The 22,411-nt window shown below is 62.5% G+C and carries 22 protein-coding genes; 15 read left to right on the top strand and 7 right to left on the bottom strand.

Translation table 11 applies throughout. The annotated features are described in order from the left end of the window. The first annotated feature begins 2 nt into the window (after positions 1 to 2). From nrfD to EEB11_RS17430, 5 genes are all read left to right on the top strand, one after another. On the top strand, positions 3 to 1,172 hold the full coding sequence (gene nrfD, locus EEB11_RS17450) for an NrfD/PsrC family molybdoenzyme membrane anchor subunit (RefSeq protein ID WP_135433572.1): 1,170 nt from the start codon (positions 3 to 5) through the stop codon (positions 1,170 to 1,172). A 53-nt stretch (positions 1,173 to 1,225) separates the two neighbouring features. After that, entirely contained in the window at positions 1,226 to 2,083 is an 858-nt protein-coding gene (locus EEB11_RS17445) for a TorD/DmsD family molecular chaperone (RefSeq protein WP_135433570.1), read from the top strand. A 248-nt stretch (positions 2,084 to 2,331) separates the two neighbouring features. Continuing rightward, on the top strand, positions 2,332 to 2,868 hold the full coding sequence (locus EEB11_RS19665; protein ID WP_167852792.1) for a hypothetical protein: 537 nt from the start codon (positions 2,332 to 2,334) through the stop codon (positions 2,866 to 2,868). Then, on the top strand, positions 2,844 to 4,100 hold the full coding sequence (locus EEB11_RS17435) for a molybdopterin molybdotransferase MoeA (RefSeq protein ID WP_167852791.1): 1,257 nt from the start codon (positions 2,844 to 2,846) through the stop codon (positions 4,098 to 4,100). The genes EEB11_RS19665 and EEB11_RS17435 overlap by 25 nt, the downstream gene beginning before the upstream one ends. A 10-nt stretch (positions 4,101 to 4,110) precedes the next feature. Continuing rightward, entirely contained in the window at positions 4,111 to 5,196 is a 1,086-nt protein-coding gene (locus EEB11_RS17430; RefSeq protein ID WP_135433564.1) for an Mrp/NBP35 family ATP-binding protein, read from the top strand. Positions 5,197 to 5,198: 2 nt separating this feature from the next. Here the strand turns inward: EEB11_RS17430 and EEB11_RS17425 are convergent, their stop codons facing one another. Next, on the bottom strand, positions 5,199 to 5,774 hold the full coding sequence (locus EEB11_RS17425) for a nitroreductase family protein (RefSeq protein ID WP_135433561.1): 576 nt from the start codon (positions 5,772 to 5,774) through the stop codon (positions 5,199 to 5,201). A 243-nt stretch (positions 5,775 to 6,017) separates the two neighbouring features. Between EEB11_RS17425 and EEB11_RS17420 the strand changes: the two genes are divergently transcribed. The 9 genes from EEB11_RS17420 to EEB11_RS17375 all read left to right on the top strand — a co-directional run bounded on the left by EEB11_RS17420 (position 6,018) and on the right by EEB11_RS17375 (position 15,678). Then, positions 6,018 to 6,395, top strand: a complete 378-nt coding sequence (locus EEB11_RS17420; protein WP_210134450.1) for an ArsR/SmtB family transcription factor — start codon at positions 6,018 to 6,020, stop codon at positions 6,393 to 6,395. Then, entirely contained in the window at positions 6,392 to 6,832 is a 441-nt protein-coding gene (gene arsD, locus EEB11_RS17415; RefSeq protein WP_135433559.1) for an arsenite efflux transporter metallochaperone ArsD, read from the top strand. Before EEB11_RS17420 ends, arsD begins: the two co-directional genes overlap by 4 nt. Positions 6,833 to 6,926: 94 nt before the next feature. Next, positions 6,927 to 8,678 (top strand): arsenical pump-driving ATPase, encoded by a 1,752-nt coding sequence (gene arsA / locus EEB11_RS17410; RefSeq protein ID WP_135433557.1) that lies wholly within the window; start codon positions 6,927 to 6,929, stop codon positions 8,676 to 8,678. Positions 8,679 to 8,700: 22 nt separating this feature from the next. Further along, positions 8,701 to 9,810, top strand: a complete 1,110-nt coding sequence (gene arsB / locus EEB11_RS17405) for an ACR3 family arsenite efflux transporter (RefSeq protein WP_135433555.1) — start codon at positions 8,701 to 8,703, stop codon at positions 9,808 to 9,810. Continuing rightward, a complete protein-coding gene (locus EEB11_RS17400) occupies positions 9,810 to 10,673 on the top strand; it encodes a universal stress protein (protein ID WP_135433553.1) in 864 nt (287 codons plus the stop codon). Before arsB ends, EEB11_RS17400 begins: the two co-directional genes overlap by 1 nt. Before the next feature lie 4 nt (positions 10,674 to 10,677). Next, a complete protein-coding gene (locus EEB11_RS19815) occupies positions 10,678 to 11,523 on the top strand; it encodes a VOC family protein (RefSeq protein WP_280950288.1) in 846 nt (281 codons plus the stop codon). 149 nt (positions 11,524 to 11,672) lie between these two features. Continuing rightward, the gene (locus EEB11_RS17385) at positions 11,673 to 14,189 is read left to right on the top strand and encodes a heavy metal translocating P-type ATPase (RefSeq protein WP_135433551.1); all 2,517 of its coding nucleotides are present in this window, start codon (positions 11,673 to 11,675) and stop codon (positions 14,187 to 14,189) included. A gap of 317 nt (positions 14,190 to 14,506) precedes the next feature. After that, entirely contained in the window at positions 14,507 to 15,346 is an 840-nt protein-coding gene (locus EEB11_RS17380; RefSeq protein WP_135433549.1) for a hypothetical protein, read from the top strand. Further along, a complete protein-coding gene (locus EEB11_RS17375) occupies positions 15,343 to 15,678 on the top strand; it encodes a hypothetical protein (protein WP_135433547.1) in 336 nt (111 codons plus the stop codon). Before EEB11_RS17380 ends, EEB11_RS17375 begins: the two co-directional genes overlap by 4 nt. Positions 15,679 to 15,700: 22 nt before the next feature. On the opposite strand, the gene EEB11_RS17370 is transcribed toward EEB11_RS17375, so the two are convergent. The 4 genes from EEB11_RS17370 to EEB11_RS17355 all read right to left on the bottom strand — a co-directional run bounded on the left by EEB11_RS17370 (position 15,701) and on the right by EEB11_RS17355 (position 18,322). Then, positions 15,701 to 16,198 carry an RES family NAD+ phosphorylase gene (locus EEB11_RS17370; RefSeq protein ID WP_135433545.1) on the bottom strand — a complete coding sequence of 166 codons (498 nt, stop codon included), beginning with the start codon at positions 16,196 to 16,198 and terminating at the stop codon, positions 15,701 to 15,703. Between the two features lie 3 nt (positions 16,199 to 16,201). After that, the gene (locus tag EEB11_RS17365; protein WP_135433543.1) at positions 16,202 to 16,552 is read right to left on the bottom strand and encodes an antitoxin Xre/MbcA/ParS toxin-binding domain-containing protein; all 351 of its coding nucleotides are present in this window, start codon (positions 16,550 to 16,552) and stop codon (positions 16,202 to 16,204) included. 80 nt (positions 16,553 to 16,632) lie between these two features. Beyond that, a protein-coding gene (locus EEB11_RS17360; protein WP_135433540.1) for an IS3 family transposase occupies positions 16,633 to 17,861 on the bottom strand; the annotation gives its coding sequence in 2 pieces (ribosomal slippage) (positions 16,633 to 17,603 and positions 17,603 to 17,861; 1,230 coding nt in all). A 32-nt stretch (positions 17,862 to 17,893) separates the two neighbouring features. Beyond that, a complete protein-coding gene (locus EEB11_RS17355) occupies positions 17,894 to 18,322 on the bottom strand; it encodes a type I restriction-modification system subunit M N-terminal domain-containing protein (protein WP_135433538.1) in 429 nt (142 codons plus the stop codon). Positions 18,323 to 19,464: 1,142 nt separating this feature from the next. On the opposite strand from EEB11_RS17355, the gene EEB11_RS17350 reads away from it, so the two are divergent. Next, complete coding sequence (locus tag EEB11_RS17350; protein WP_135433535.1) at positions 19,465 to 20,508, top strand: nucleoside monophosphate kinase; 1,044 nt, start codon at positions 19,465 to 19,467, stop codon at positions 20,506 to 20,508. A 41-nt stretch (positions 20,509 to 20,549) separates the two neighbouring features. Here the strand turns inward: EEB11_RS17350 and EEB11_RS17345 are convergent, their stop codons facing one another. Continuing rightward, a complete protein-coding gene (locus EEB11_RS17345; RefSeq protein ID WP_245298975.1) occupies positions 20,550 to 21,116 on the bottom strand; it encodes an NUDIX hydrolase in 567 nt (188 codons plus the stop codon). Between the two features lie 263 nt (positions 21,117 to 21,379). Further along, on the bottom strand, positions 21,380 to 22,387 hold the full coding sequence (locus EEB11_RS17340; protein WP_135433531.1) for a class 1 fructose-bisphosphatase: 1,008 nt from the start codon (positions 22,385 to 22,387) through the stop codon (positions 21,380 to 21,382). Positions 22,388 to 22,411: the final 24 nt, after the last annotated feature.

Below are 22,411 nucleotides of genomic sequence, written 5' to 3'. Positions count from 1 at the left end.
CGATGGCAATGATGACAGATACGGCCCCGACAAGCGGACACGATACGCAAGGACGGGGTTCCCATTTCCTGCTGCACCTGATCGTAGCACTTGTACTGCTTGCGCTTGGTGGCGGCTATGCTCTGACCGAAATACTCGAATTCGGCAAAGTGCAGTTCAACACCAACAATGCGGGCATTCACTGGGGCATGGCAATCGTCACCTATGACTATTTCCTGCTGACATCGACCGGGTTGGCGATGGTCGCGTCGCTCTGGCATGTTTTTGGGATGGCCGAATTTGCACCCATTGCGCGCCGCGCGCTGTGGTTGGCCATGGCGGGCCTGGTCGGCGGCGTGGCGGTGCTGTTTCTGGAGTTGGGCGCGCCCTTGACCGCGCTCTGGGCCACGCCTTTGAACATGCAGTTTGCCTCGCCCCTTTTCTGGAAGGTGCTGCTGGTCGGGGCCTACGCAATCTCGTTGGCGATTGTCCTGTTCGGGATGATCAACAAGCCTGACGCGGGGCGCAATCCACTGATGATCCTCGTGGGGGGGCTTGCACTGGCGGTCACGCTGGTGGCGGGTTTGGTCTACGGGATGATGGCGATGCGCCCGGTCTGGTTCGGCGGTGAAATCCCGGTGGTGTTTTTGATCGAGAGCTTTGTGGGTGCGCTGGCCTTCACGATGTTCTTCAGCCACCTGAAGAACGGCTTCAACCACTCGAACATGCGCCCTGATACCCGCGCCCTGTTCGAGGGCACGCTGGCGCGGATGTTCGCCATCGCCATCGCGCTGCACTTCATCCTGCATGCAGGCCGCGCGATCACCGGCCTTTGGTCGAATGCCGAGGGGATGCAGGTCTGGGGCTACATGACCGCGCAGCCCCTGTTCCACATCGCACTCTGGGGCTGTGTCGCGCTACCCTTCGTGCTGATGGTCCTGCCCGGTACGCGCTCTAATGGCATGATGCAGATCGTTGCCGCTGCGCTGGTGATGATCGGCCTGCTGATCAGCCGGTACGAGTTCATCATCGGTGGGCAGATGGTGCCGATGTTCAAAGGCACCTGGGCGCCGGAACTGCTCAGCTATAGCCCGTCAACCGGGGAATGGGCGCTTCTGGTTCTGGCGGTGGGTCTTGCCAATACAGTCTATGCCTTCGGCGCCTGGAAACTGGGTGCCGAGGATCGGGCCTGACCGCTCCCGCCGGGGCGGATAACCCGCCCCGGCTCTGACCACGGAGAACAACGATGCATCGCGATACCGCCCTGCTGGCCTTTTCGAAACGGGATTTCTGGTTGTGCATGGCGCGTGCTTTTGCTCCGCCTGCCACCGGAACAGACTATCTGGAGGCCTTTCAAAACGCGCTGCCCGATGATCTGGAGGCAATCGCAGATGAGATCGGTCTGCACCTTGGGGCCGAGATCGCTGATCTGCGCGGCTCCGCCGCCACCCTCGGTGACCCGATGGAGCTACAGAAGCTTTACGCCGCTCTATTCCTGACCCCTCCCACCCCCGTCATGATCAACACCGGTTTTTATCTGGATGGCGGAATCATGGGCGACAGCGAGTCAGGCATGTCCGAATCCTACGCCCGTCACGGGTTTGAGCGGCACCAGCATTTCCGCGACCTCAACGATACCCCCGGCGTGCAGGCAGAATTCCTGGCGCTGCTGTTTGAAAAAGCAGGCGAAAAAGGCCGTGCAGGAGATGACATCGAAGCGCGCGCCCATCTGGCACAGGCCGAGGCATTCTTGTCTGATTACGTCTGTCGCTGGATCACACCCTTTCTGCGCGATCTGGAAACTGTCAGCCGCGACCATGGCGTCAACGCGGTCTACGCCCATCTTGCCAGGCTTATCTGGCTGGCAGCCGAGGGGTCAGTCGCGGCCCCTGAGGTGGTTGAGATCAAGGCCGGCATGGCCAGTCTGCCAACCGGATCGTCTCGTGGAATCGGGGCACTGACGGCAGAGGATCTGGCTGAAATTGCCTTCAGGTTGCAGCGCGATGGCCTGACTTGGGATCATGTGGCGCAGAATGACGGCTGGGATGACGCGGTATTCGCCGCGCGCTGCGCGAGGGATGAGAGCGTTGAAGCGGTTCACTGAAGCCTTCTTCCTTCTGGGGATCGCCCTTTTGGTGGCGGGGCAGGCTTCTGCTTGGTCTTGCGCCTCGGACGAACCGCTGGTGCCTGAAGTTTTGGCCTCGGACCGGGCGCGGATATCTGCAGAGGTCGCGCGCGCGCGAGCGCTGGCGGACGCCCTGCGCTGTCGGTCCGAGGGCCGCGCAGACTGCATGCCACTCGCTGCCGGGTCTGCATTTACGACGACGGTTCCCGCAAACGGCAGTTAGGTTCGTGCTACGCGGGGTCATTCTGGGCACGGCGCTGGCGCTCATGCCACTGGGCGCGGCTTCTGAACCGAATGCGGATGCCTATCAGACCGAGGCTGGTGCCCTGACGCAGGCTGAGCGCGCCGCGGTGCGGGCCCGTCTTGCCGCCGAGATCGAGGAGGAACGCGCCCGCGAGGAAGGCGCACGCCGGATGGCACAGGCCGAAGCTGAAAGAATCGAGGCCGAACGTGCCACCCGCCCTTTGGGCGTACGATTGGTCGAAGCCAGGTGTCTGACCTGCCATGACGCGGGCCAGATCGACAGCACTGCTTTGGGTGCGCCGGGCTGGACGGTAACGGTTTTGCGGATGGAGTGGCTGAATGGTGCCGTTCTGGAACCGGGTGAGCGGGGCGTGATCGTAGAACATCTTGCTGCACGCCATCCGGAACGCAATCGATCCGAATGGATAGGGCTGATGTCAGGATCTGTATTGATTGCGGTCTTTGGCTTTGGCGCGCTGGTCTGGAGGAGAAGAAGATGGTTTTTGAGGCAAGCGCGTTGAACGACTGCACCACCGCAGGGCCCACGCCCCTGATGGGCTGGCAAGAGGCCCGCGCCATCGGCTTGTCACTGGCCGGACCGGTCGACGGGGATGTGTCCTTACCGCTTGCACAGGCCGTGGGGCGGGTGACGGCCACGCCCTGCGCCTCGCCCGTGGCGCTGCCGCTTTTTGACAATTCGGCGATGGATGGCTTTGTACTGGCCACATCCGGGCTGACTGGCCAGGGCCCTTGGACCCTGTCTGTGGCGGGGCGGATTGCTGCGGGCGATACCGCTGGCACCTTGCCCCGTGGTGCCGCATTGCGCATCTTGACCGGTGCCCCAATCCCTGCGGGTGCCGATGCCGTAATCATGCAGGAGCATGTGCGGCGTCAGGGCGCGGCCATCGTGTTGGACGATCTGCCCGCGCCCGGCATCAACATCCGCCGCGCAGGCGAGGATCTGGTGCTGGGCGGCGAGGTTTTGCCCGCGGGGCGCGAACTGGGGCCGCGTGAGCTGGGCGTTCTGGCCGCGACCGGGCAGTCCGAGGTCACCCTACGCCGCCGTGTGCGCGTGGCGCTGCTGTGTTCGGGGTCCGAACTGCGCGAGCCGGGCGAGGTGCTGGCTCCGGGCCAGATCTGGAACGCCAACCGCTATCTGCTGACTGCGGCTCTGGCCTTGCCTTGGGTCGAGCTTGTCGATCTGGGTGCCGTGCCTGACAACCCCGCCCGACTTGCCGCGGCGCTGAACCATGCGTCGCGGACAGCCGATCTGGTCATTTCCACCGGTGGCATGGCCGATGGCGACGAGGACCACATGCCGCGCCTGCTGCGCGAAGGTGGCGGATCGGTTCAGGCCCTCAGGGTGGCGATCAAGCCGGGCAAGCCGGTTGGGATCGGCACACTGGGCGGGGCGATCTATGTCGGCCTGCCGGGCAACCCGGTTGCGGCCTTTGTCACCTGGTTGATGCTGGGTGCGCCTCTGCTGCGCAAACTCGCGGGCATCACCGATCCCCTGCCGGTATTCCAGACCGCGCGCCTGTCAGCCCCGCTGATCCGCCGCCCGGGACGCGCCGAATTTCGCCCTGCCAGCCTGCGGCCCGCTGGCCCCGATGGCCTGCCGGTGGCGGAACTTATGGCGCCGAACTTCGCCGCGCGCATCGCCCTTCTGGCCAGTGCCGATGGCCTGGCCCTGATCCCCGCCGATGCAGACCGGCTGGATGCAGGCGCGCACATCGACTTCCTAAGATTCTGAAGGATATGACATGACCGATACACCCCCCGCGCTTGACGCTATCCGCGCCTGTCTGACCGGCATTGCCCTGCCTGAAGGCGGAAACCTGATCTCGGCTGACCGGGTGCGGGCGCTGGCTGTCACGCAGGGCACCGTCACCTTTGTGATCGAGGCCGCCGACGCGGCCGAGGCGCAGGCTCTGGCCCCGGTTGTGGAATCGGCCGAGTGCGCCTTGCGTGCGCTGCCGGGGATCACTTCAGTCAACATCGCCGTCACCGCCCATGCCGCGCCGAAAGCCCCCCCGAACCTGACCATCGGTCGCCACCCCGAAGGCGCACCGCAGCAGCGGCGCATTCCCGGCGTCAAGCGTCTCCTTGCAATCGGGTCGGGCAAGGGGGGTGTAGGCAAATCCACTGTCTCGTCGAACCTTGCCGTGGCGATGGCGCGGCAGGGCTGGAAGGTGGGCTTGCTGGATGCCGATATTTATGGCCCCAGCGTGCCGACCATGCTGGGCGTCACCCGCGCCCCGGCCTCGCCTGATGGCAAGGTGATCATCCCGCTGCAGGCGCATGGGATCAGCTTCATGTCGATCGGCAACATGCTGCCCGAGGGACAGGCGGTGATCTGGCGCGGGCCGATGCTGATGGGTGCGCTGCAACAGCTTCTGATGCAGGTGCGCTGGGGCGATCTGGACGTGCTGATCGTCGATATGCCGCCGGGCACCGGGGATGTGCAACTGACGCTTTGCACCCACTTCGACGTCACGGGCGCGATTGTCGTGTCCACGCCGCAGGACGTGGCGCTGATCGATGCTCAAAAGGCGCTGACCGCCTTCAAGGAACTCAAGACCGAGGTGATCGGCTTGATCGAGAACATGTCCACCTATGTCTGCCGCAACTGTGGCCATGAGGAACATATCTTCGGCCATGGTGGTGTTGCGGCCAAGGCTGTGAAACTGGGCTTGCCGCTGCTGGCAGAGCTTCCTTTGTCCATCGACGTGCGGCTGGCTGGTGATGCGGGCAAACCGATTGCGGCAGGCGAAGGCCCGGTGGCCGAGGCTTACGGCCGCCTTGCCGCCCGGCTGATCGCTGCGGCCGAGGCAGGCGGGCAGGGCTGACCTCAGTCCCCCGGCGGGGCCCATTCCGACAGCACCTGTTCGGCTGCGCGGCGGGTCGCGTGCTTGACGTCGCCGTTATGGCGGCCCACCGCGATGAAGCCGAGAAGGTGAGCGCCATCGCCCAGCTCGAAGGCCGCGCGCAGCGCGCTTGACCGGACGCGCGCGCCTGACAGCATCTTGGCGCGGTAGCCTAGGGCTTCCAGCGCAAGAAGCGTGTTCTGTAACGCCGCCCCCGCCGAGACCCATTGTTCCTCTGGCGGGACTTGCGGGTGTTCCTTCAGCTCCACCACCACCGCCAGAAGGCCCGGTCCGGCAAGGGCGCGCTTGCGGGCCTTGGCCAGGGCTTCGTCGTCCGACTCGGGGTCCGCCTCGGTGGCCGCTGCGGCAAAGACATCGGCAAGACGGTTTCGTGCCAGGTCCGGAATGTGGATCAGGCGAAAGGGGCCTAAGGAGGCATGATCAGGCGCCGCTGCCGCCGCGGCTGCGACTTGCAGCAACTCTTCATATCCTGGTGCCGGGCCGCGCAGATGGCGTGGGCCAACAGAGCAGCGGTCGTGCAGCGCGGTGATGGCGGACATGTTGCGACCTTTGGTTATGTGGCAAGCATCGGCTTAAACTATCGATCAGAGCGGAATGCGATAGTGCTTTGTTCAAGCAAGGGTCTTTGTCGCCAGGAAAAGGGAGGGTTCCTTTCGAGTGTCGCATCTGGAATGCGGCCGCGTCCCGCACGAGCGTCACTGCTCCTTTTCCCGCATGAGGGCTTGTATCGTCTCTCTGCGATCCATATGTATCGCGTATTGGCGATATAGGGAATCATCCAGATGCTTGACCAGAACACCATACCGGCCCCTCCGGCCATGGATTCAGACCGGATCGCCGCTGTTGCCAAGGCGCTGGCGCATCCGGCGCGGGTGAGGATCATCGCGTTTCTGCTGTCAAAGCCCGGCTGTATCGGAGGCGCCATTGTGGACGAGGTCGGCCTCGCGCAGTCGACCGTCTCTGAGCATTTGCGGGTTCTGAAGGAAGCAGGCGTCGTGACGGGCACCATCGACTACCCCCGTGTCTGCTACGCCATCGACCCCGCGGCCTTAGCGCCTCTGCGCGATCTGATCGAGGCCATCACCGCCCGCCCGGCCGACGGCGATGCGCCATGCTGTTACACCCCCCAAGGCTGCGTTCCGAAGGAGACCGTCAAATGACCACCATCACCGTTTACGACCCCGCCATGTGCTGCTCGACCGGCATCTGCGGCGCTGAAGTGGATCAGCGGCTTGTCGATCTTACCGCTGATCTGGACTGGCTGAAGGCGCAAGGTGTGCGCGTCCAGCGGTTCGGGCTAAGCCGTGAGCCGGCCGAGTTTGCGGCCAATGACACCATTCGCCAGATCATGCAGGCCAGCGAAGGCGACGACCTGCCGGTATTTCTGGTCGATGGATCATTCAAGGCAAAGGCGCGCTATCCTGCCCGCGCAGAACTGGCCGAATGGGTGGGTATTGCTGACAGCGCCGCGGCACCGGCGCATCAGGCATCGGCCTGTTGCGGGGCCGCTTCCAATCAATCAGCTGTGAGCAGTGGCTGTTGCGGGGGCGGTGCCAAAGGCACTGCTGAAACGGAAAAGGCGGGCAGTTGCTGCTGACGCCGCGCGCGGTGTGATCCAGCGCAAGGCCCGCCGCGTCATTTTCGACGAAACCAAGATAAAGAGCCGACCGCGGTTGGCGAAAGGAAATGCCATGTTCAACGATCTGCCGAAATTCGTGTTCCTCACCGGCAAGGGCGGCGTGGGCAAGACCTCGCTCGCCTGCGCCACTGCGGTTGGCCTGGCTGACGGAGGTAAGAAGGTGCTGCTGGTCTCGACCGATCCGGCCTCGAACGTCGGGCAAGTGTTCGGTACAGAGATTGGCAACCACATCACGCCGATTGCTGCCGTGCCGGGGCTGATGGCGCTGGAGATCGATCCGGAGGGTGCGGCCGCCGAGTACCGTGAGCGGATCGTCGGGCCAATGCGCGGAGTGCTGCCGGAAAAGGCGTTGAAGGGGATCGAGGAACAGCTTTCGGGGGCTTGCACCACCGAGATCGCGGCGTTTGACGAGTTCACCGCGCTGTTGACCGATGACGCCGTGACCGGGGCCTACGATCACATCATCTTTGACACGGCTCCGACCGGCCACACGATCCGGCTGCTGAAGCTGCCCGGCGCGTGGAGCGGGTTTCTGGAAACCGGGGGCGATGCCTCTTGCCTTGGCCCGCTGGCGGGGCTGGAGAAACAGCGCGCCCGGTACGGCGCGGCAGTGGACAGCCTGTCCGATGCCGCCCGCACCCGGCTGATCCTCGTCACCCGCCCCCGCGTCAGTTCCTTGGCCGAGGCCGCGCGTACCAGCGGGGAACTGGCGGCGATCGGCATCGGCAATCAGCATCTAGCAATCAACGGGTTGATGCCGGAGCAGGATATGGGCGATGCACTCGCCGCGAGCCTGATCGCGCGCGACCGCGCGGCGCTGGATGGCATGGACGCGCATCTGGCCGCCCTGCCGCAAACCCGCTTTGCGCTGCGCCCGGAGAACCTTGTTGGCCTTGATGCGCTGCGCCGGATGAACACCCCCTTGACCCTGACGGGGGCTGCGTTGCGCAGCGCCGACACCGATCTGCCGTCGCTATCTGCGTTGGTTGACGGGATCGAGGCCGCGGGCCGCGGGCTGGTGATGACCATGGGCAAGGGCGGTGTGGGCAAGACCACCATCGCCGCTGCAGTGGCGGTGGAACTAGCCGCGCGCGGGCATGAGGTGCTCTTGACCACCACCGACCCCGCCGCGCACCTGACCGAGACGTTGGCGGGCGACGTGCCGCACCTGAGCGTCAGCCGGATCGATCCTGTGGCAGAAACGCAAACCTATCGCGACCATATCCTGTCAACCAAGGGTGCCAGCCTTGACGCCGAGGGCCGTGCGATGCTGGAGGAGGATTTACGCTCGCCCTGCACCGAAGAAATCGCGGTGTTCCAGGCGTTTTCCCGCGTGATCCGCGAGGCGGGGCGCAAGTTCGTGGTGATGGACACCGCCCCCACCGGCCACACGCTTTTGCTGCTCGATGCCACCGGGTCTTACCACCGCGACGTGATGCGCCATGCGGGCGACAATGCCGGTCACATGACCACGCCGATGATGCGGCTGCAAAACCCCGAGATGACGAAAATCCTGATCGTCACGCTGGCTGAAACCACCCCAGTTCTCGAAGCGGCCCGTCTGCAGGAGGATCTCAATCGCGCCGGGATCACGCCCTGGGCTTGGGTGATCAATGCCAGCCTCGCCGCGACGGGAACAACGCATCCGGTTCTCGCGGCCCGTGCCGCGACCGAAGCGCCCGAGATCGCAGCGGTCCGAAACGGGCTGGCCAGCCGCTATGCCGTTGTGCCGATGCTGGCCGAAGACCCGGTTGGCGCCGACCGCCTGCGCGCACTGGTCGGCCGCACCCCCGCAATTGCCTGAACCCACAAGGACGACGTCGCACATGTCTGCATTTGAACGCTATCTTTCGATCTGGGTCGCGCTGGCCATCATTGCCGGTCTGGCCCTTGGCCAGATCGCCCCGGGGCTGGTGAGCTTTCTGGCCTCACTCGAATACGGCTCGGTCAACTTCGTCGTCGCGGTGCTGATCTGGTTCATGGTCTTTCCGATGATGGTGGGGGTGGATTTCACCTCACTCAGACGGGTGCACGAACGGCCCAAGGGTCTGATCATCACGTTGGCGGTGAACTGGCTGATCAAACCCTTCACCATGGCCGCCCTCGGCGTGCTGTTCTTCGACTACGTCTTTGCCCCCTTCATCGAGCCGGGCACGTCCGGTCAATACATCGCCGGGATGATCCTGCTGGGGGCCGCGCCCTGCACGGCGATGGTGTTCGTCTGGTCACAGATGACCAAGGGCGACCCCAATTACACTCTGGTGCAGGTCTCGCTCAACGACGTGATCATGATCTTTGCCTATGCGCCGATCGTGGCGCTGCTGCTGGGTGTGACGGATATCACCGTGCCTTGGGATACGCTGGTGCTGTCGGTCGTTCTCTATATCGTGGTTCCGCTGGCGGCGGGGGTGGTCACCCGGCTTTACCTGACGCGCAGCGCGGGTAGCCCGGTCATGGGTGAGGCCGCCGTGAACGCCTTTACAGCGCGGGTGAAACCGTTCTCGGTGGTGGGGCTGCTAGCCACTGTCGTTCTGCTGTTCGGCTTTCAGGGCGAGGTGATCCTGAGCCAGCCGCTGGTCATCGTGATGATCGCGATCCCGCTTCTGATTCAGTCCTACGGGATGTTCGCGGTGGCCTACTGGGCGGCGAAAGCCTGGCGCGTGCCGCACAATGTTGCCGCCCCCTGCGCGATGATCGGGACGTCGAACTTCTTCGAACTGGCCGTGGCGGTCGCCATTGGCCTGTTCGGCCTTAACTCCATCGCCGCCCTTGTNCTGTTCGGCCTTAACTCCATCGCCGCCCTTGTCACCGTGGTCGGCGTGCTGGTCGAGGTGCCGGTGATGCTGTCGCTCGTCTGGTTCGCCAATCGCACCAAGCATTGGTTTCCGGCTGAAGAAACCCCCATTCGCGCACAAAAGTCAAAGGAGCAGAACTGATGTTTCCCGCAGCATTGATAACGGTGGACTATTCTGCCGCCCAAGGGCCGTTGCTGGACTGCCTGTCCGACCTTCGCGACATGGGCGTGACCCGAGTGATCCTGATCCATGTGGTTCAGGTCGGCTATGCGCTGGGTGCCTCCTACGGAAATAAGGAGGCGCTGGAGGATTGGCTTCAGGGTCGTGCCGCACCGCTGCACGCAGCAGGGATGGAAGTGGAAATCGAAATCCGCGCAGCCGGTGAGGTGGCCAAGGAAATTTTGCAAGCGGCCACCGACCATCGGGCCGATCTGACCGTGATCGGCTCGCGCGGGCAGAACATGATCCGCGGCCTGTTCCTCGGCTCGGTGGCACGCGAAGTGATCCGGCTCAGCACGCAGCCAGTGCGGTTGGAATGGATCGAATCGACAGGCAAGGACGGCGATGGGGCCTGCGCGCGCACCTGTCACGCCGGGTTGCGGCGGGTGGTTCTCGGCACGGACTTTTCGCAGCAATCGCAAGCGTCGGAAAAGGCATCCATGGCACTGGCTCGATTAGGGACACATGTCGATGTGATGCATGTCCTTGCGCCTGATGGCGGCAAGATTTATGCGCGTTGGCCCCGGATGGCACAAGCTGCGCTTTCCTACATTGTTGATGACATCATTGCAGCCGGTGGCACGGCGGAGGCGCATATCCTAACCGGAAAGCCATCTGAGGAAATCGCAAGGCTGGCCGCCGATCGCGACGCCGATCTTATCGTTGTTGGCAAGCACGGGCAGGGCTGGGTCGCAAGCATGGCGATCGGCTCCACGGCAGCCAATCTTTGCGAAATCGCGCGTCGTCCTGTGCTGATGGTGCCGTTCATCAAGACCGAGGAGTGATCCCATGCGAATCCTGTTTCTTTGCGTCGCCAATTCCGCCCGCAGCCAGATGGCCGAGGGACTGGCCCGCGCCATTCTGCCCGCATCGGTCGAGGTCGCCAGCGCAGGCTCGGCCCCCGGCACGCTCAATCCGCTGGCGATCGAAGCTTTAGCCGAGACGGGCATCGATCTCTCAAGGCATCGGTCCAAGCCGCTGGAAGAGGTCGCGCCCGAAACGGCCGACCTGATCGTGACGCTTTGTGCCGAAGAGGTCTGCCCCTATGTTCCCGGCCCCGTGCGGCGCCTGCATTGGCCGATCACCGACCCCTCTGCCGCAGGCGACATCGCCGCTTTCCGCACCGCGCGTGATCAGATCAAGGCAAGGATCGAGGTTCTGGCGCAACTGATCGACCTGCCCGAAGGACCAAAAGGTACCGAGTTCCACGCCAGCCTGCGCGTGCGCGACTTGGCAAGCAGCACCCGGTTCTATTGCTGGTTATTGAACACCTGGCCCAAGGAATGGACGCACCGCTATGCCACGTTCATTCGTCCTGATCTGAAACTCAATTTCGTGATCATGGTCGCCGACGGCACGGATCTGCACCACGACACGCTCTATCATCTCGGACTGGCGCTGCCGGATCGGGATGCCGTCGTCAACGCCTACCACCGCGCTCTGGCCATTGGTGCCTCTGTCGAAAAACCCCCGCGGACGACATTTAAGGGAACACCGCTGCACGAACTGTGGCTCACCGATCCCGATGGTACGCTGATAGAGATCTACGCATGCCTCACGCCAGCGGAACTGGCGGCCATGCCCGCTGATCAGGTGCCGGTATACCTGGTTCCCGGCACGGAAGCCGCAGCTTGAAAGGACAGACTGTGTTGGAACCGTCCGGCACAGTGCGGTTGGAGCGTTCGTGGGACCATCAGGCGTTTCCCCGACTCTCTGACGTCAGCGATTTCGAATGACAGATATGCGCATGCGGCAATGATCGTTGCGAGAAAGCGTTGACTCGAATGAAAGAGCTCTTAACTGCGCCGATCAAAGGCACCACCCTTCAGTTGGATATCCCGGTGCTGCTTCCTGATGCCCCAGATGCGGCCGATGCATGCGCCGTACGGTTGTTGGCGGAACTGACTGGCCGGGATGGAGTGACGTGGGTGCATGTGCTGGCCGCCGACGGGGATCAGCCCGCGAAACTTTGCATCCATTACGATCCCGACATGGTCAGCCTGGGCCGGATCAAGGAAATTGCCGAAGGGGTTGGGGCGCAGGTGACGCAGCGCTTCGGTCATGTGCTTTGGCAACTCGAAGGCATCACATCTGCCGGGCGTGCACGGACGGTGACCGATTATTTGCTGGGTCAGCCTGGCGTGCAGGAGGCAGCGGTTTCGGCCGGAGGTGCGGTCAGAGTCGAGTTTGACCGGACATTGGCAACAGAACCTGACCTGCTACTTGCGCTTGACGGGATCGGTGAGCATCTGGAAGGCGCGGCGGGCCATGCCCACGATGCGACGGGTGATGACCACGACCACGACCGCGGCGGGATCCTTGGCGAAAAGTCCGAGATCATCTTTGCCGGGATCAGCGGCGCACTGCTGGTTATGGGGACAGCCCTGCCGTTTGTTAGCGAGGTGCCGTCCTGGCTGCCTCTGTGGATCTTCATCGCGGCCTACGTCTTTGGTGGATATTACCTGCTGCGCGAGGCCATCGACAACCTTCGCATGCGTCGACTGGAGATTGACGCCCTGATGCTGGTAGCCGCCGCAGGGGCTGCAGTTCTGGGCAAATGGGCCGAGGGCGCGCTTTTGCTGGTGCTGTTCAGCCTGGGCCACGCCTTGGAGCACTACGCCATGGATCGCGCCCGAAAGGCGATTTCGGCGCTGGCTGATCTGGCCCCACCGACAGCAGAGGTGCGGCGCGCAGGTGCGGTGTCACAGGTGCCAGTAGGGGAGTTGACGGCGGGCGATACCGTGATCATCCGACCTAATTCGCGCATCCCGGCAGACGGGTTCGTCACGCTGGGCCACAGCAGCGTCGATCAGGCACCTATTACCGGCGAAAGCGTCCCTGTGGACAAGGTTGCGGTCGCTGATATCGCGTTGGCGACCACGCGCCCGCAGACAGTGACGGATGAGAACCGCGTCTTTGCCGGAACGATCAATGGCAGTGGCGCTCTGGAGGTGCAGGTGACCCGCCGCGCGGCTGACAGCACCCTTGCACGCCTCGTCTCTATGGTGGCTGAAGCCGAAACCCAGAAATCCCCGACCCAGCGGTTTACGGATCGGTTCGAGCGGGTTTTTGTACCCGTGGTGCTGAGCAGCGTCTTCCTGCTCCTGTTTGCGTTTCTGGTGATCGACGAGCCATTCGGGGACAGCTTTTATCGCGCCATGGCCGTTCTGGTTGCCGCAAGTCCCTGCGCGTTGGCTATCGCCACGCCCAGTGCTGTGTTGTCCGGGATTGCCCGTGCGGCGCGCGGGGGCGTGCTGGTCAAGGGAGGGGGCCCGCTGGAAAGGTTGGGATCGCTGAAAGCGATTGCCTTTGACAAGACCGGCACATTGACAGTCAGCAAACCGGAATTGATCGATGCCATTCCGGCCGCCGACATGACGGAACGTGATCTGCTGACCGTGGCCATCGCGCTGGAACAACTGAGTAATCACCCTCTTGCCGCTGCGGTGGTGCGCAATGGGCTCATGCGTCTCGGGGCAGGCGCGGACATTCCCCCGGCGCAGGATCTGCGCAGCATCACAGGGAATGGGCTGGCCGCCCGGTACGAAGGCGAGGACGTCTTTCTTGGAAAACCCGGCCTGTTTGACCAACTCGACGGCTCGCCCATTCCGAACGATCTTCGCGCAACGGCCGCAAGGCTGGAGGACCAGGGCCGCACCACTGTCGTGTTGCGCAGGGGCGCGCAATATCTGGGCGTGCTGGGCCTGATGGATCAACCCCGGCCCGAGGCCGCTTCGGTGATCGCACGTCTGCGCCGGATCGGGATCACCCGGATGATCATGATCTCGGGCGACAATCAGCGTGTCGTCGATGCCGTTGCGAGGACCGTTGGTCTGGACGAGGCCGTGGGCAACCTGATGCCCGAAGACAAGGTCGCAGAGATCAAACGGCTGCGGGCAGAAAACCCGGTCGCCATGGTGGGTGACGGTGTGAACGATGCTCCTGCCATGGCGCACGCCACGGTCGGGATTGCGATGGGGGCTGCGGGATCGGATGTGGCGCTGGAAACTGCTGACGTTGCGCTGATGGGCGATGATCTCGGCAGGCTCCCATTTGCCATTGGTCTGAGCCGTGCCACCAGCCGGATCATTCGCCAAAACCTGTGGATCAGCCTTGGAATGGTCGCCGTCCTCGTGCCTGCGACTCTGTTCGGTTTGCAACTTGGTGCGGCGGTAGTGTTCCACGAAGGCTCAACACTGCTTGTGGTCGCCAACGCCTTGCGCCTTCTGGTCTGGAAAGACCGAACCGCATCTAACGAGGACCGGGGCAGCCTTGGCGCAACCGTTTCTTCAAGGGCCTGATTGACCTTTCGCACCGTGAAAAGTGCGGTGCGCTTGGCCTGTCAGAACACAGCTTTGGCCGACTCCGGGAAGAGGCCGACCTCATGCGCCAGCGCAGATACAAGCTCCAGAAACGGTACGGCGGTCTCTGTCTGTTCTGAGGAGACATTGAATGCTCATGAAGCACAGCGACTTCTGCCGCCCGCCTTCACGGTAGCAATGCGCCCAAGAAGCAATGGCCTTGCACGCGCCTCATCCCAGACCCCGCGCTGCGCGGCATAGCTTCGCCGGGATACTCCCATTCTGACCAAAACCTCATTTATTCAGTGACTTAGGAGTTGATCTCTTTTGACACCGTGCGCTGTCTGCAGCCATTGCAACGCAACGGAGACCGCCATGAAAACCTCCACGAAGCCCCTGACAACCCACGAAGAATTTCGCCTGAAGAACGCCGCCCTCTTTGTTTCCGCCCGGGGCCGCACGCCCGCCACTCCACGCGCAAGCAATTTGCGACGCTGCCCGAGGCGCAGGCCTTTGGCGCAGCGATCGGCGACGGCCGCACGATGATCTACGCGGTTACGACCCTCGGTCATTCCGCCCACATCACCAACGCCCGAAAGAACCCGACCATGAAAACCAAAGCCGTCACCGCCGCGCAAATCGACACGCTCGCCCAGCGCCTTGCCGAAACTCCGATCGAACCGGCCGCCAGCGCCAAGAAGGCGGGCGACAACTTCGCCCGCTTGCTGGCGGCAAGGATTAGCGCCGAGCGCGCGGTCCTCGCCTTCACGTCGATCATGACCGCCGAGACCTTCGATCAGGCCGAGGTCCGGCTGACCTTAGTCCTCGATTACGGCAACCCCGATCCTGCGGGCGAGCCAATCCCGGCGGCGGAGGAAGCACCGAAGGCCGCGATCAATGTGGTGGTCGGCAAGCGCCAAGCCATCCTCGATCAGGCCGGGAGCGGCGCGCAGCCGCAGCCGCCGGATTTCTCTAAGGCGACCCACGCCCAGTTCCGCGCAAAGCTGGCCCAGATCGTCGCCTTGGCAAAGGCGGGCGACATCGCCGGTCTGCAGGCCTTCGAGATCAACCCGGTCTCGTCCAGCCCCAAAGCGACGGCCCGCTACCGCGACCTCTGCGTGATCGCCATCACCGCCCGCGCGCAGGTGACGTCATGAGGATCACTCGCGAATTCTGCCCCGGCGATCGCTACGTCTATGATTTCGGGCTCTGCAGCTACGCAAACGGCTGGGCGCAGGTCGATACGGCGCAGGACGCCTCATACTTCGGGACTTGGGCCAACCCGACCCGGTTGATGATTTTCAATTACTGCGAGGGCGACACGACCTTGAAGGAGGCCGCATCGCTCGAGGAGTTCGCCGCTGAACTGCGAGAGATCGATGCTTGGAACCGGGCGCACGGCTATGGCCCCGCGCGGATCGATCCGGGGTTTGATCCGGCGATGAGAGAGGCGTTTGAAGGGTTGGGGCTTGCGGACATGCTGCATTGAGCGTGCAGCCCGGAGAGCTTCGCTATTGCCGCAGGCGCCCTTCGTCGTCGATCAGCACCAGTTTGGTGGGAAGCGTGCTGCCCCAGACCCAGAGCACCATGTTCAGATCCTCACCGGTTGCCCCCTTGGCAAAGCTCGGCACCCGCAGCCCGGCATAGCCGTCGGCGATCAGCTTTTCAGCGAGGATCTGCGTCGGCGCCTTGCCATGTGCCCGCATCTGCCACCGCCAGTCTTCGGCGGCGAGCTCGGCGGGCGTCATGTCGTAGGCGCCCAGCGCCTCGGCATCGGTCGCGTCAAAGATCGGGTTGATGTCGGCCTCGTAGGAGACCAGCGTGGTCGGCTGCAGCGTCCCGATCTGATTGGCCTCGCGGATCGCCGTCATCACCGACGTTGCGGGGTAGAGCGCCGGTACGCCCTTGGGGTTGAAGCGCCCGCCATGCAGCCGGGCGCCTTCGCCGGACATCGGCTCACGGGCGCGGATCGGGTTGAGCGCGCGGTACAGAAGAGCCTGATAGTGCATCCGTCAGGCGTGGATGCCAGCGTCGACCGCGTCGATATACTCCAGCACATCGGCAGCGTGACCCTCGCGGACAAGCTGCATCGCGGTCAGCCCGCCAAAGCCAGCCAGCGGTTCCGACCGGTACCAGGCATAGGCGATCAGCGCGGAGCCAAAGCGTGGCTCGACCCGGTTCAGGATCTCGACCATCTCGCGCAACCGCTTTTGGGTCTTTGGGCTGGCGATCCGGTCCTGCCGCATGACGGCATCGCGACCGAGGCCGACGGTGCGGGCGACCTCGTCCAGCGTGGTGCGCAGGGCGGTCGCGATCCGGCCGGGGGCGAACCGGCCATCTTCGGCAAAGGCTTCGAGACTCATATGCGACTCCATCATTATTGACGCAATATGAGGGCAATCGGAGTGGCAATAAAGGTGGGATGTGACGTTGCCCCCAACTTTTATCCAGCGTGAGCGAGACTCCGGGTTTGAGTTTTGCTGGTTTGGGCGGGTTGGGCAACGGGGGCTGGCGCGGAGCTTTGCGGGTTGCGCAGCGTCAGGCCCCGTTGCGGGGCGAAGGTTTTGGCAAACTCGGCTGGGGTCTGCCAGCCGAGGCGGGAGTGTGGGCGTTCGGTATTGTAGTCGGTGCGCCAGGCGGCCAGCGTGACGCGGGCGTGATGCAGGGACGGGAACAGGGTCTCGTTCGGCAGCTCATCCCGCAGTCTGTCGTTGAAGCTTTCGATGAAGGCATTCTGCGTCGGCTTGCCGGGTGCGATGTAGTGCCAGTCAAACTTGCGGTCATCCACAAACTTCAGGATCGCGTTCGAGGTGAACTCGGTCCCATTATCGCTGACAATCGTCTGGGGCTTGCCGCGGGCGTCAAACAGCGCAGCCAGTTCCCGCGCCACCCGTGCCCCCGAGAGCGAGGTGTCGGCGATCAGGGCCAAGCATTCGCGCGTGCAGTCATCGACGACAGTCATGATCCGGAACCGGCGGCCATCCGTCAGCTGGTCGGACACGAAGTCGAGCGACCAGCGCTGGTTCGGCAGCAATGGCAGCACCATCGGGGCCCGTGTGCCCATGGCCCGCTTGCGCCCGCCCCGACGGCGGACATGAAGCTGTTCTTCCCGGTAAATCCTGAACAGGCGCTTGTGATTGACCTCATGGCCCTCACGCCGCAGGAACACATGCAGCCGCCGCCTTACGGCGATTTCAAGCAATCGCCTACCGGCCAATGGATAGCCGAACCGGCGCCGAACCTTGGCCAGTTCTTTCAGCCGCTCCCGCAGCACAGGGTCATCCTGCCGGACTGCTTCATACCGCATGGTCATCCGACAACAGCCAATCACCCGGCACGCCCGCCGTTCGCTCATCTCGTGGCTTGCCACCAGATGCGCGACCGCTTGCCGCTTCGCGGCGGGCGTCACCACTTTTTTCCCAAGAGATCCTTCAGCGCGGCATTGTCGAGCATCGCATCCGCCAGCAGCCGCTTCAGACGGGCGTTTTCGTCCTCGAGACCCTTCAGCCGCTTGGCCTCGCTCACATCCATGCCACCATACTTGGCCTTCCACTTGTAGACGGTCGCATCACTGACGCCATGCTTGCGGCATAGATCGGCGACGGAAATCCCGGCCTCATGCTCTTTCAGAATGCCGATGATCTGATCTTCGGTGAACCTGCTGCGCTTCATCTCTGGTCCTTTCGGTTGGGCCAGAGTCTACCTCAAACTGGATTAGGCGGAGGGGGCAACGTCACCCGCAACTGGCGTGGATCTTGTCCCCGCAACGATGCGAATGTGAACTGGCTCTCGTTGTAGATCTGCCCACCCGGCGAGGCGATGGCGGTCAGGATCATCGCCTGCGCTTCGTCATCGGTTTCTTCCGGCAGCGTGGGAGCCGTTTCCAGCACGGCCGACTTGGTCGGTTCCAACAGGCAGTCGAAGCGCCGCAGGACAGTGAAGGGCAGGACAATCTTGCCGTATTCAGACTGCTTGAAATCCCCACGCAGGATTTCCGCGATGGACCAGATGTAAGTGGCGTTAGTCTTGATCGTGTCCTGACTCAAAATTTCACCTTCCAAAGTCCTCGGAAGGGCTTGTTTGCCTTCAACTTCCGCTCTTTTTCTCCACGACGATACGCGCGACGTCGGCATCCATCAACCCGTCATGATTGAGCCAGATCACGCACGGCTGGCGCCCCCCTTGGCATGGTTCCTCCCCGGCTCCGAACGTATGCGGGGGGGCGCAGTGCAGCATTTCGCTAGCGACAGGCACTTTCACCAGGGAATCCACGTGGAAGCCACCTTGGTGATAGTGAAAATGAAAATTATTTATTTACATGATATTATAGGGGAAATTCTCCGCAGAAGGGTGGATTTTACAATTTTTGTCAAGAATTCACTTTGCGGAAGCCACCCACTTCGGAATCCACTTAGCGGAAGCCAAGGCTATCGGGCGTTTAGCGTGCCATCTGAAGACGGTGCTAGGTGCATGAAGCGCCCGCCAGTCCGTGTCCAAAACCTTTCCAGCCCCCGCCAAATTTGTCCGCCTTGACCAGTGCAGCTGCCCTTCGCCTGAGCTATGCGTTTCACGCATGACGGGAAGACCGCTTTGCTGCGCTGCAGTAAGCCGAGTACACAACTAACTTGGCACTATACGTTACGACCAAAATCAGGAGGCCCCATGGCCACGCTCTTCCTCAAGACATCGTAGTTTAGCCACAAAAGTAGCAGCGCACTCAGAGGTCTAGTAAGCTTTTTTGAACTTTGCCGTGCCGCGGTTGACGCTTCAAAGGCGATCGAGAATCGACGTAAACCTGCAACTGATGTGCTTGAAAGGCTGGGCATAGCACCAGATTCTTTCGCAGATTACACTGCCTGAGATCAGGCAGACCTAAGCGGCCCACCGTATGTTCGGTCAAAGACAGAGGTGGTTCGGTTGATCTGAACAGGTCCCGGGCGTTTTCTAAGTGGCTTTCCGCATCGCTTACGCCGCCACCGCTTCGGGCATCGGCTGATTGAAGTAGGCCTGCTCCGGGGTTTTGCCGTCAAGCGACTGGCCTAATTCTACCGACGCCGCCAAAGGAGTGAAGGCGGCGGTACCCTTTTTTCCCTAAGATTTGCAAATGTCGCTGATCCTGTGCCATAGACTTGCGCAGCCTACGGACAGATCGTCCGCAACTGCTGCACCCTGGCCCAATCGCTACGCACAGCGACCGCAAGGCCAGAAATCTGACAGGCTGAAATGTCCGAGCATTTGGTCCGCATACGGGCGCTATGAACAGAAAAGGTATCCAATGACAAAAACCGACACATCCGCACCGCACACCCTGTTCATCGAGGTGTCAGGCGCGGGCCTGGCGGAAGTTGATGGCCTCTACATTCCCTCGACTGCACCGCCCGCCGAATCCGAATCCGGCACCCTGTCCACTGCGGGCACATGGAACGGCAAACCAGCCTGGGACCGTGCCGACGGCAAAGCCGCCCGCAGCCCAGCGATCTCCTATTCCAACGGCTACAAGTCGTGGCGCATTTCGCGGCTGGATGGTCATCTGGCCTATGAAATCACCTGCGACGACGCGCTGCCGCCTACCGACCGACCCTGGAGCGTCTACAAGATGGGGGTAGCACCAGCACCGTCCGTAACACTGCATCATTGCGATCCGCGCCTGCCCACCCCGCAAGCAAATATCGTCTTCATTCTTGGTGGCCCGGGTGCGGGCAAGGGCACGATGTGCGAACTGGCGCAGATCCAGCTGGGATGGCAACACCTGTCCACCGGCGACCTGCTGCGCGCTGAACTCAAGGCCGGTGGTCCGACAACCGCGCTGATCAAGTCTTTCATCGATGCCGGCAAACTGGTGCCTGACGAAATCGTGGTCGGGCTGCTGAAGGATGCCATAGAGCGGACCATCCGTCACACCGGCAATCTGAACTTTCTGATCGATGGTTTCCCGCGCTCGTTCGGCAATATGGACGCCTGGTACGCGGTGTTTGGACGGGACGGTGACCTGCCCAAGATGATCTATTTTGAATGCCCGCTGGAGGTACTGACCCAACGTATTCTTGGTCGTGCGCAATACTCAAACCGCAGCGACGACAATGTCGATGCCATGAAACTGCGCTTTGACACCTTCAAGGCGGAAACTTTGCCGATTGTCGAGCACTTCAAAAGCGAGGGCAAATGCATCGAAATCGACACCAGCGCGGATCGTCAGACGGTTTATGATCTGCTGCGTGAGCAGCTGGCAAACCAGACCGATAGCGACTGTCTGGCCCGCCCACTCAGCGAGGAAGCCGAGATTTTGCTAGGGTTGCGGCCTTACCCCAACAAGGCCTGACGCAGATCACCTTGCACTGCACATCGTGGTGCAAGGCTTGTTTATGCCGCCTTCGTCAGGTCGTTCACGATTTCTTCCAGCATGAAGGTTTCGCGCTGGATCGACATACCCATAGAGGCTTCACGGCGCTGCATGACGCCCCGATTATGGGCGATGGCCTCTTCAAGATCGACCCAGACCGGCCGCATCCCGTTGGCCTTCTCATAATCTTCCATCTTCGTGGCGCGCAATTCCGGGTCGATGTCGCAAAAATAGAAATGCGATGTCATGTTCATCAGCGCAAAGCCGGGCTGCCAATGCGGTCGCAGTTCCTCGATATAGCCATAGTTGCGCTGCACGCGGACATTGCTGGCGCCGGTTTCTTCCTCGAGTTCACGGCGCAGCCCGTCCATCAAGTCTTCCCCCTCGGCCACGCCGCCGCCCGGAAAACTGAAATCGTTGTAGCGTTCTGTGAACAGCAGCAGGATCAACGTCTCGCGCAACACGATGCCGCGCGCCGCCCGGCGGGTCAGGATCGCACCCGTCGTGGCCTTCACGTCCGGATGGACGAGCTTCGTGATCAATCTCATTGCGTCCTTCTCCGTCACGTCAATTTGCACCTGCGCCACGCATCGAGACCCAGCCAAAGTGACGTTCGCGGACACGGTGCGTGGGGAATAGGGCACTATCGTTGGAAAAGCTACAGCCCGCCGTCACTTGGCGGATTGTCCGCAGCCCGGCGTGATGGAATGCGCGCTGATTCTTCGGATCGCGGAGAAGACGAAACAGTCTTGGGCGCTGAAAACCTGAGCGCCTCCCCCACACCAGCAGCTAAAGTAAATCGCGCGGTCTCCGGGGTATTCGCCGCTTTTAAATTCGGCGGCCTCCTGCCTTATGCAGAAAAGTAACCGAGGATGCGCTCGACTTCGGCCCTGTCGCCCATGGTGACACCCACCCTCTGGTGCAGTGCGCGCGGTTGGATTTCCAGGATCGGATGATCTTCTTCGAATGCCAGCCCGCCTGCCTGCTCGATCAGAAACCCCATTGGGTTCGCCTCGTACAACAAGCGCAACTTGCCAGCGGCGTCTGGATTGCGGTTGTCCCAAGGGTACATGAACACACCGCCGCGTTTAAGGATGCGGTGAATGTCGGCCACCATAGAACCCGTCCAGCGCATTCCGTAGTCGTGCCCGAGTGGCCCATCCTTCCCAGCCAAGCAATCATCGATGTATTCGCGTACCGGTTCGGACCAATGGCGGCGGTTCGACATGTTGATCGCAAACTCGCGGGAGCCGGGCGGAATGCGCAGCTTTTCTCCCGTCAACTCCCAGGAACCCATTGCGCGATCGAGCGAGAACTCATAGACGCCGGTGCCGACTGACAGCACCAGAAGGGTCTGCGGTCCGTAAAGGGCATAACCCGCCGCGACCTGCCTGCGTCCGGGTAGCAGGAAATCGGCTTCGGTCGGGTTTCGGCCCGAAATTCCTTCAGGTGCCTCGATCACGGAAAAGATGGTGCCGACCGAAAGTGCCACGTCCACGTTGCTCGATCCGTCGATCGGGTCGAACATCATCAGATATTCGCCCATCGGATAGCGGTTGGGAACCGGGTGGATGGTGTCCATCTCCTCGGACGCCATTGCGGCCAGATGGCCGCCCCACTCATTGGCCTCGAGCAGGATTTCGTTGGCCATCACGTCCAGCCGCTTCTGCGCTTCGCCCTGCACATTGATTGCGCCGGCGTCGCCCAAAAGGCCGTCCGTCCCAGCCTGGTTGACGGTGTAGCCGATGCGCTTGCACGCGCGCGCCACGACTTCCAAAAGAAGCCGTAACTGCGCTGGAAGAGCACACTGCTCGCGTTGCTGCTCGACAAGGAACTGGGTCAGGCTTTTGCGCGGCATCGACGTTTCCTATCCTAGTGTGAT

The organism is Pseudotabrizicola sediminis (assembly GCF_004745575.1).
GTDB classification, from domain to species: Bacteria; Pseudomonadota; Alphaproteobacteria; order Rhodobacterales; family Rhodobacteraceae; genus Pseudotabrizicola; species Pseudotabrizicola sediminis.
This window is presented reverse-complemented; position numbering and strand designations above follow the sequence as displayed.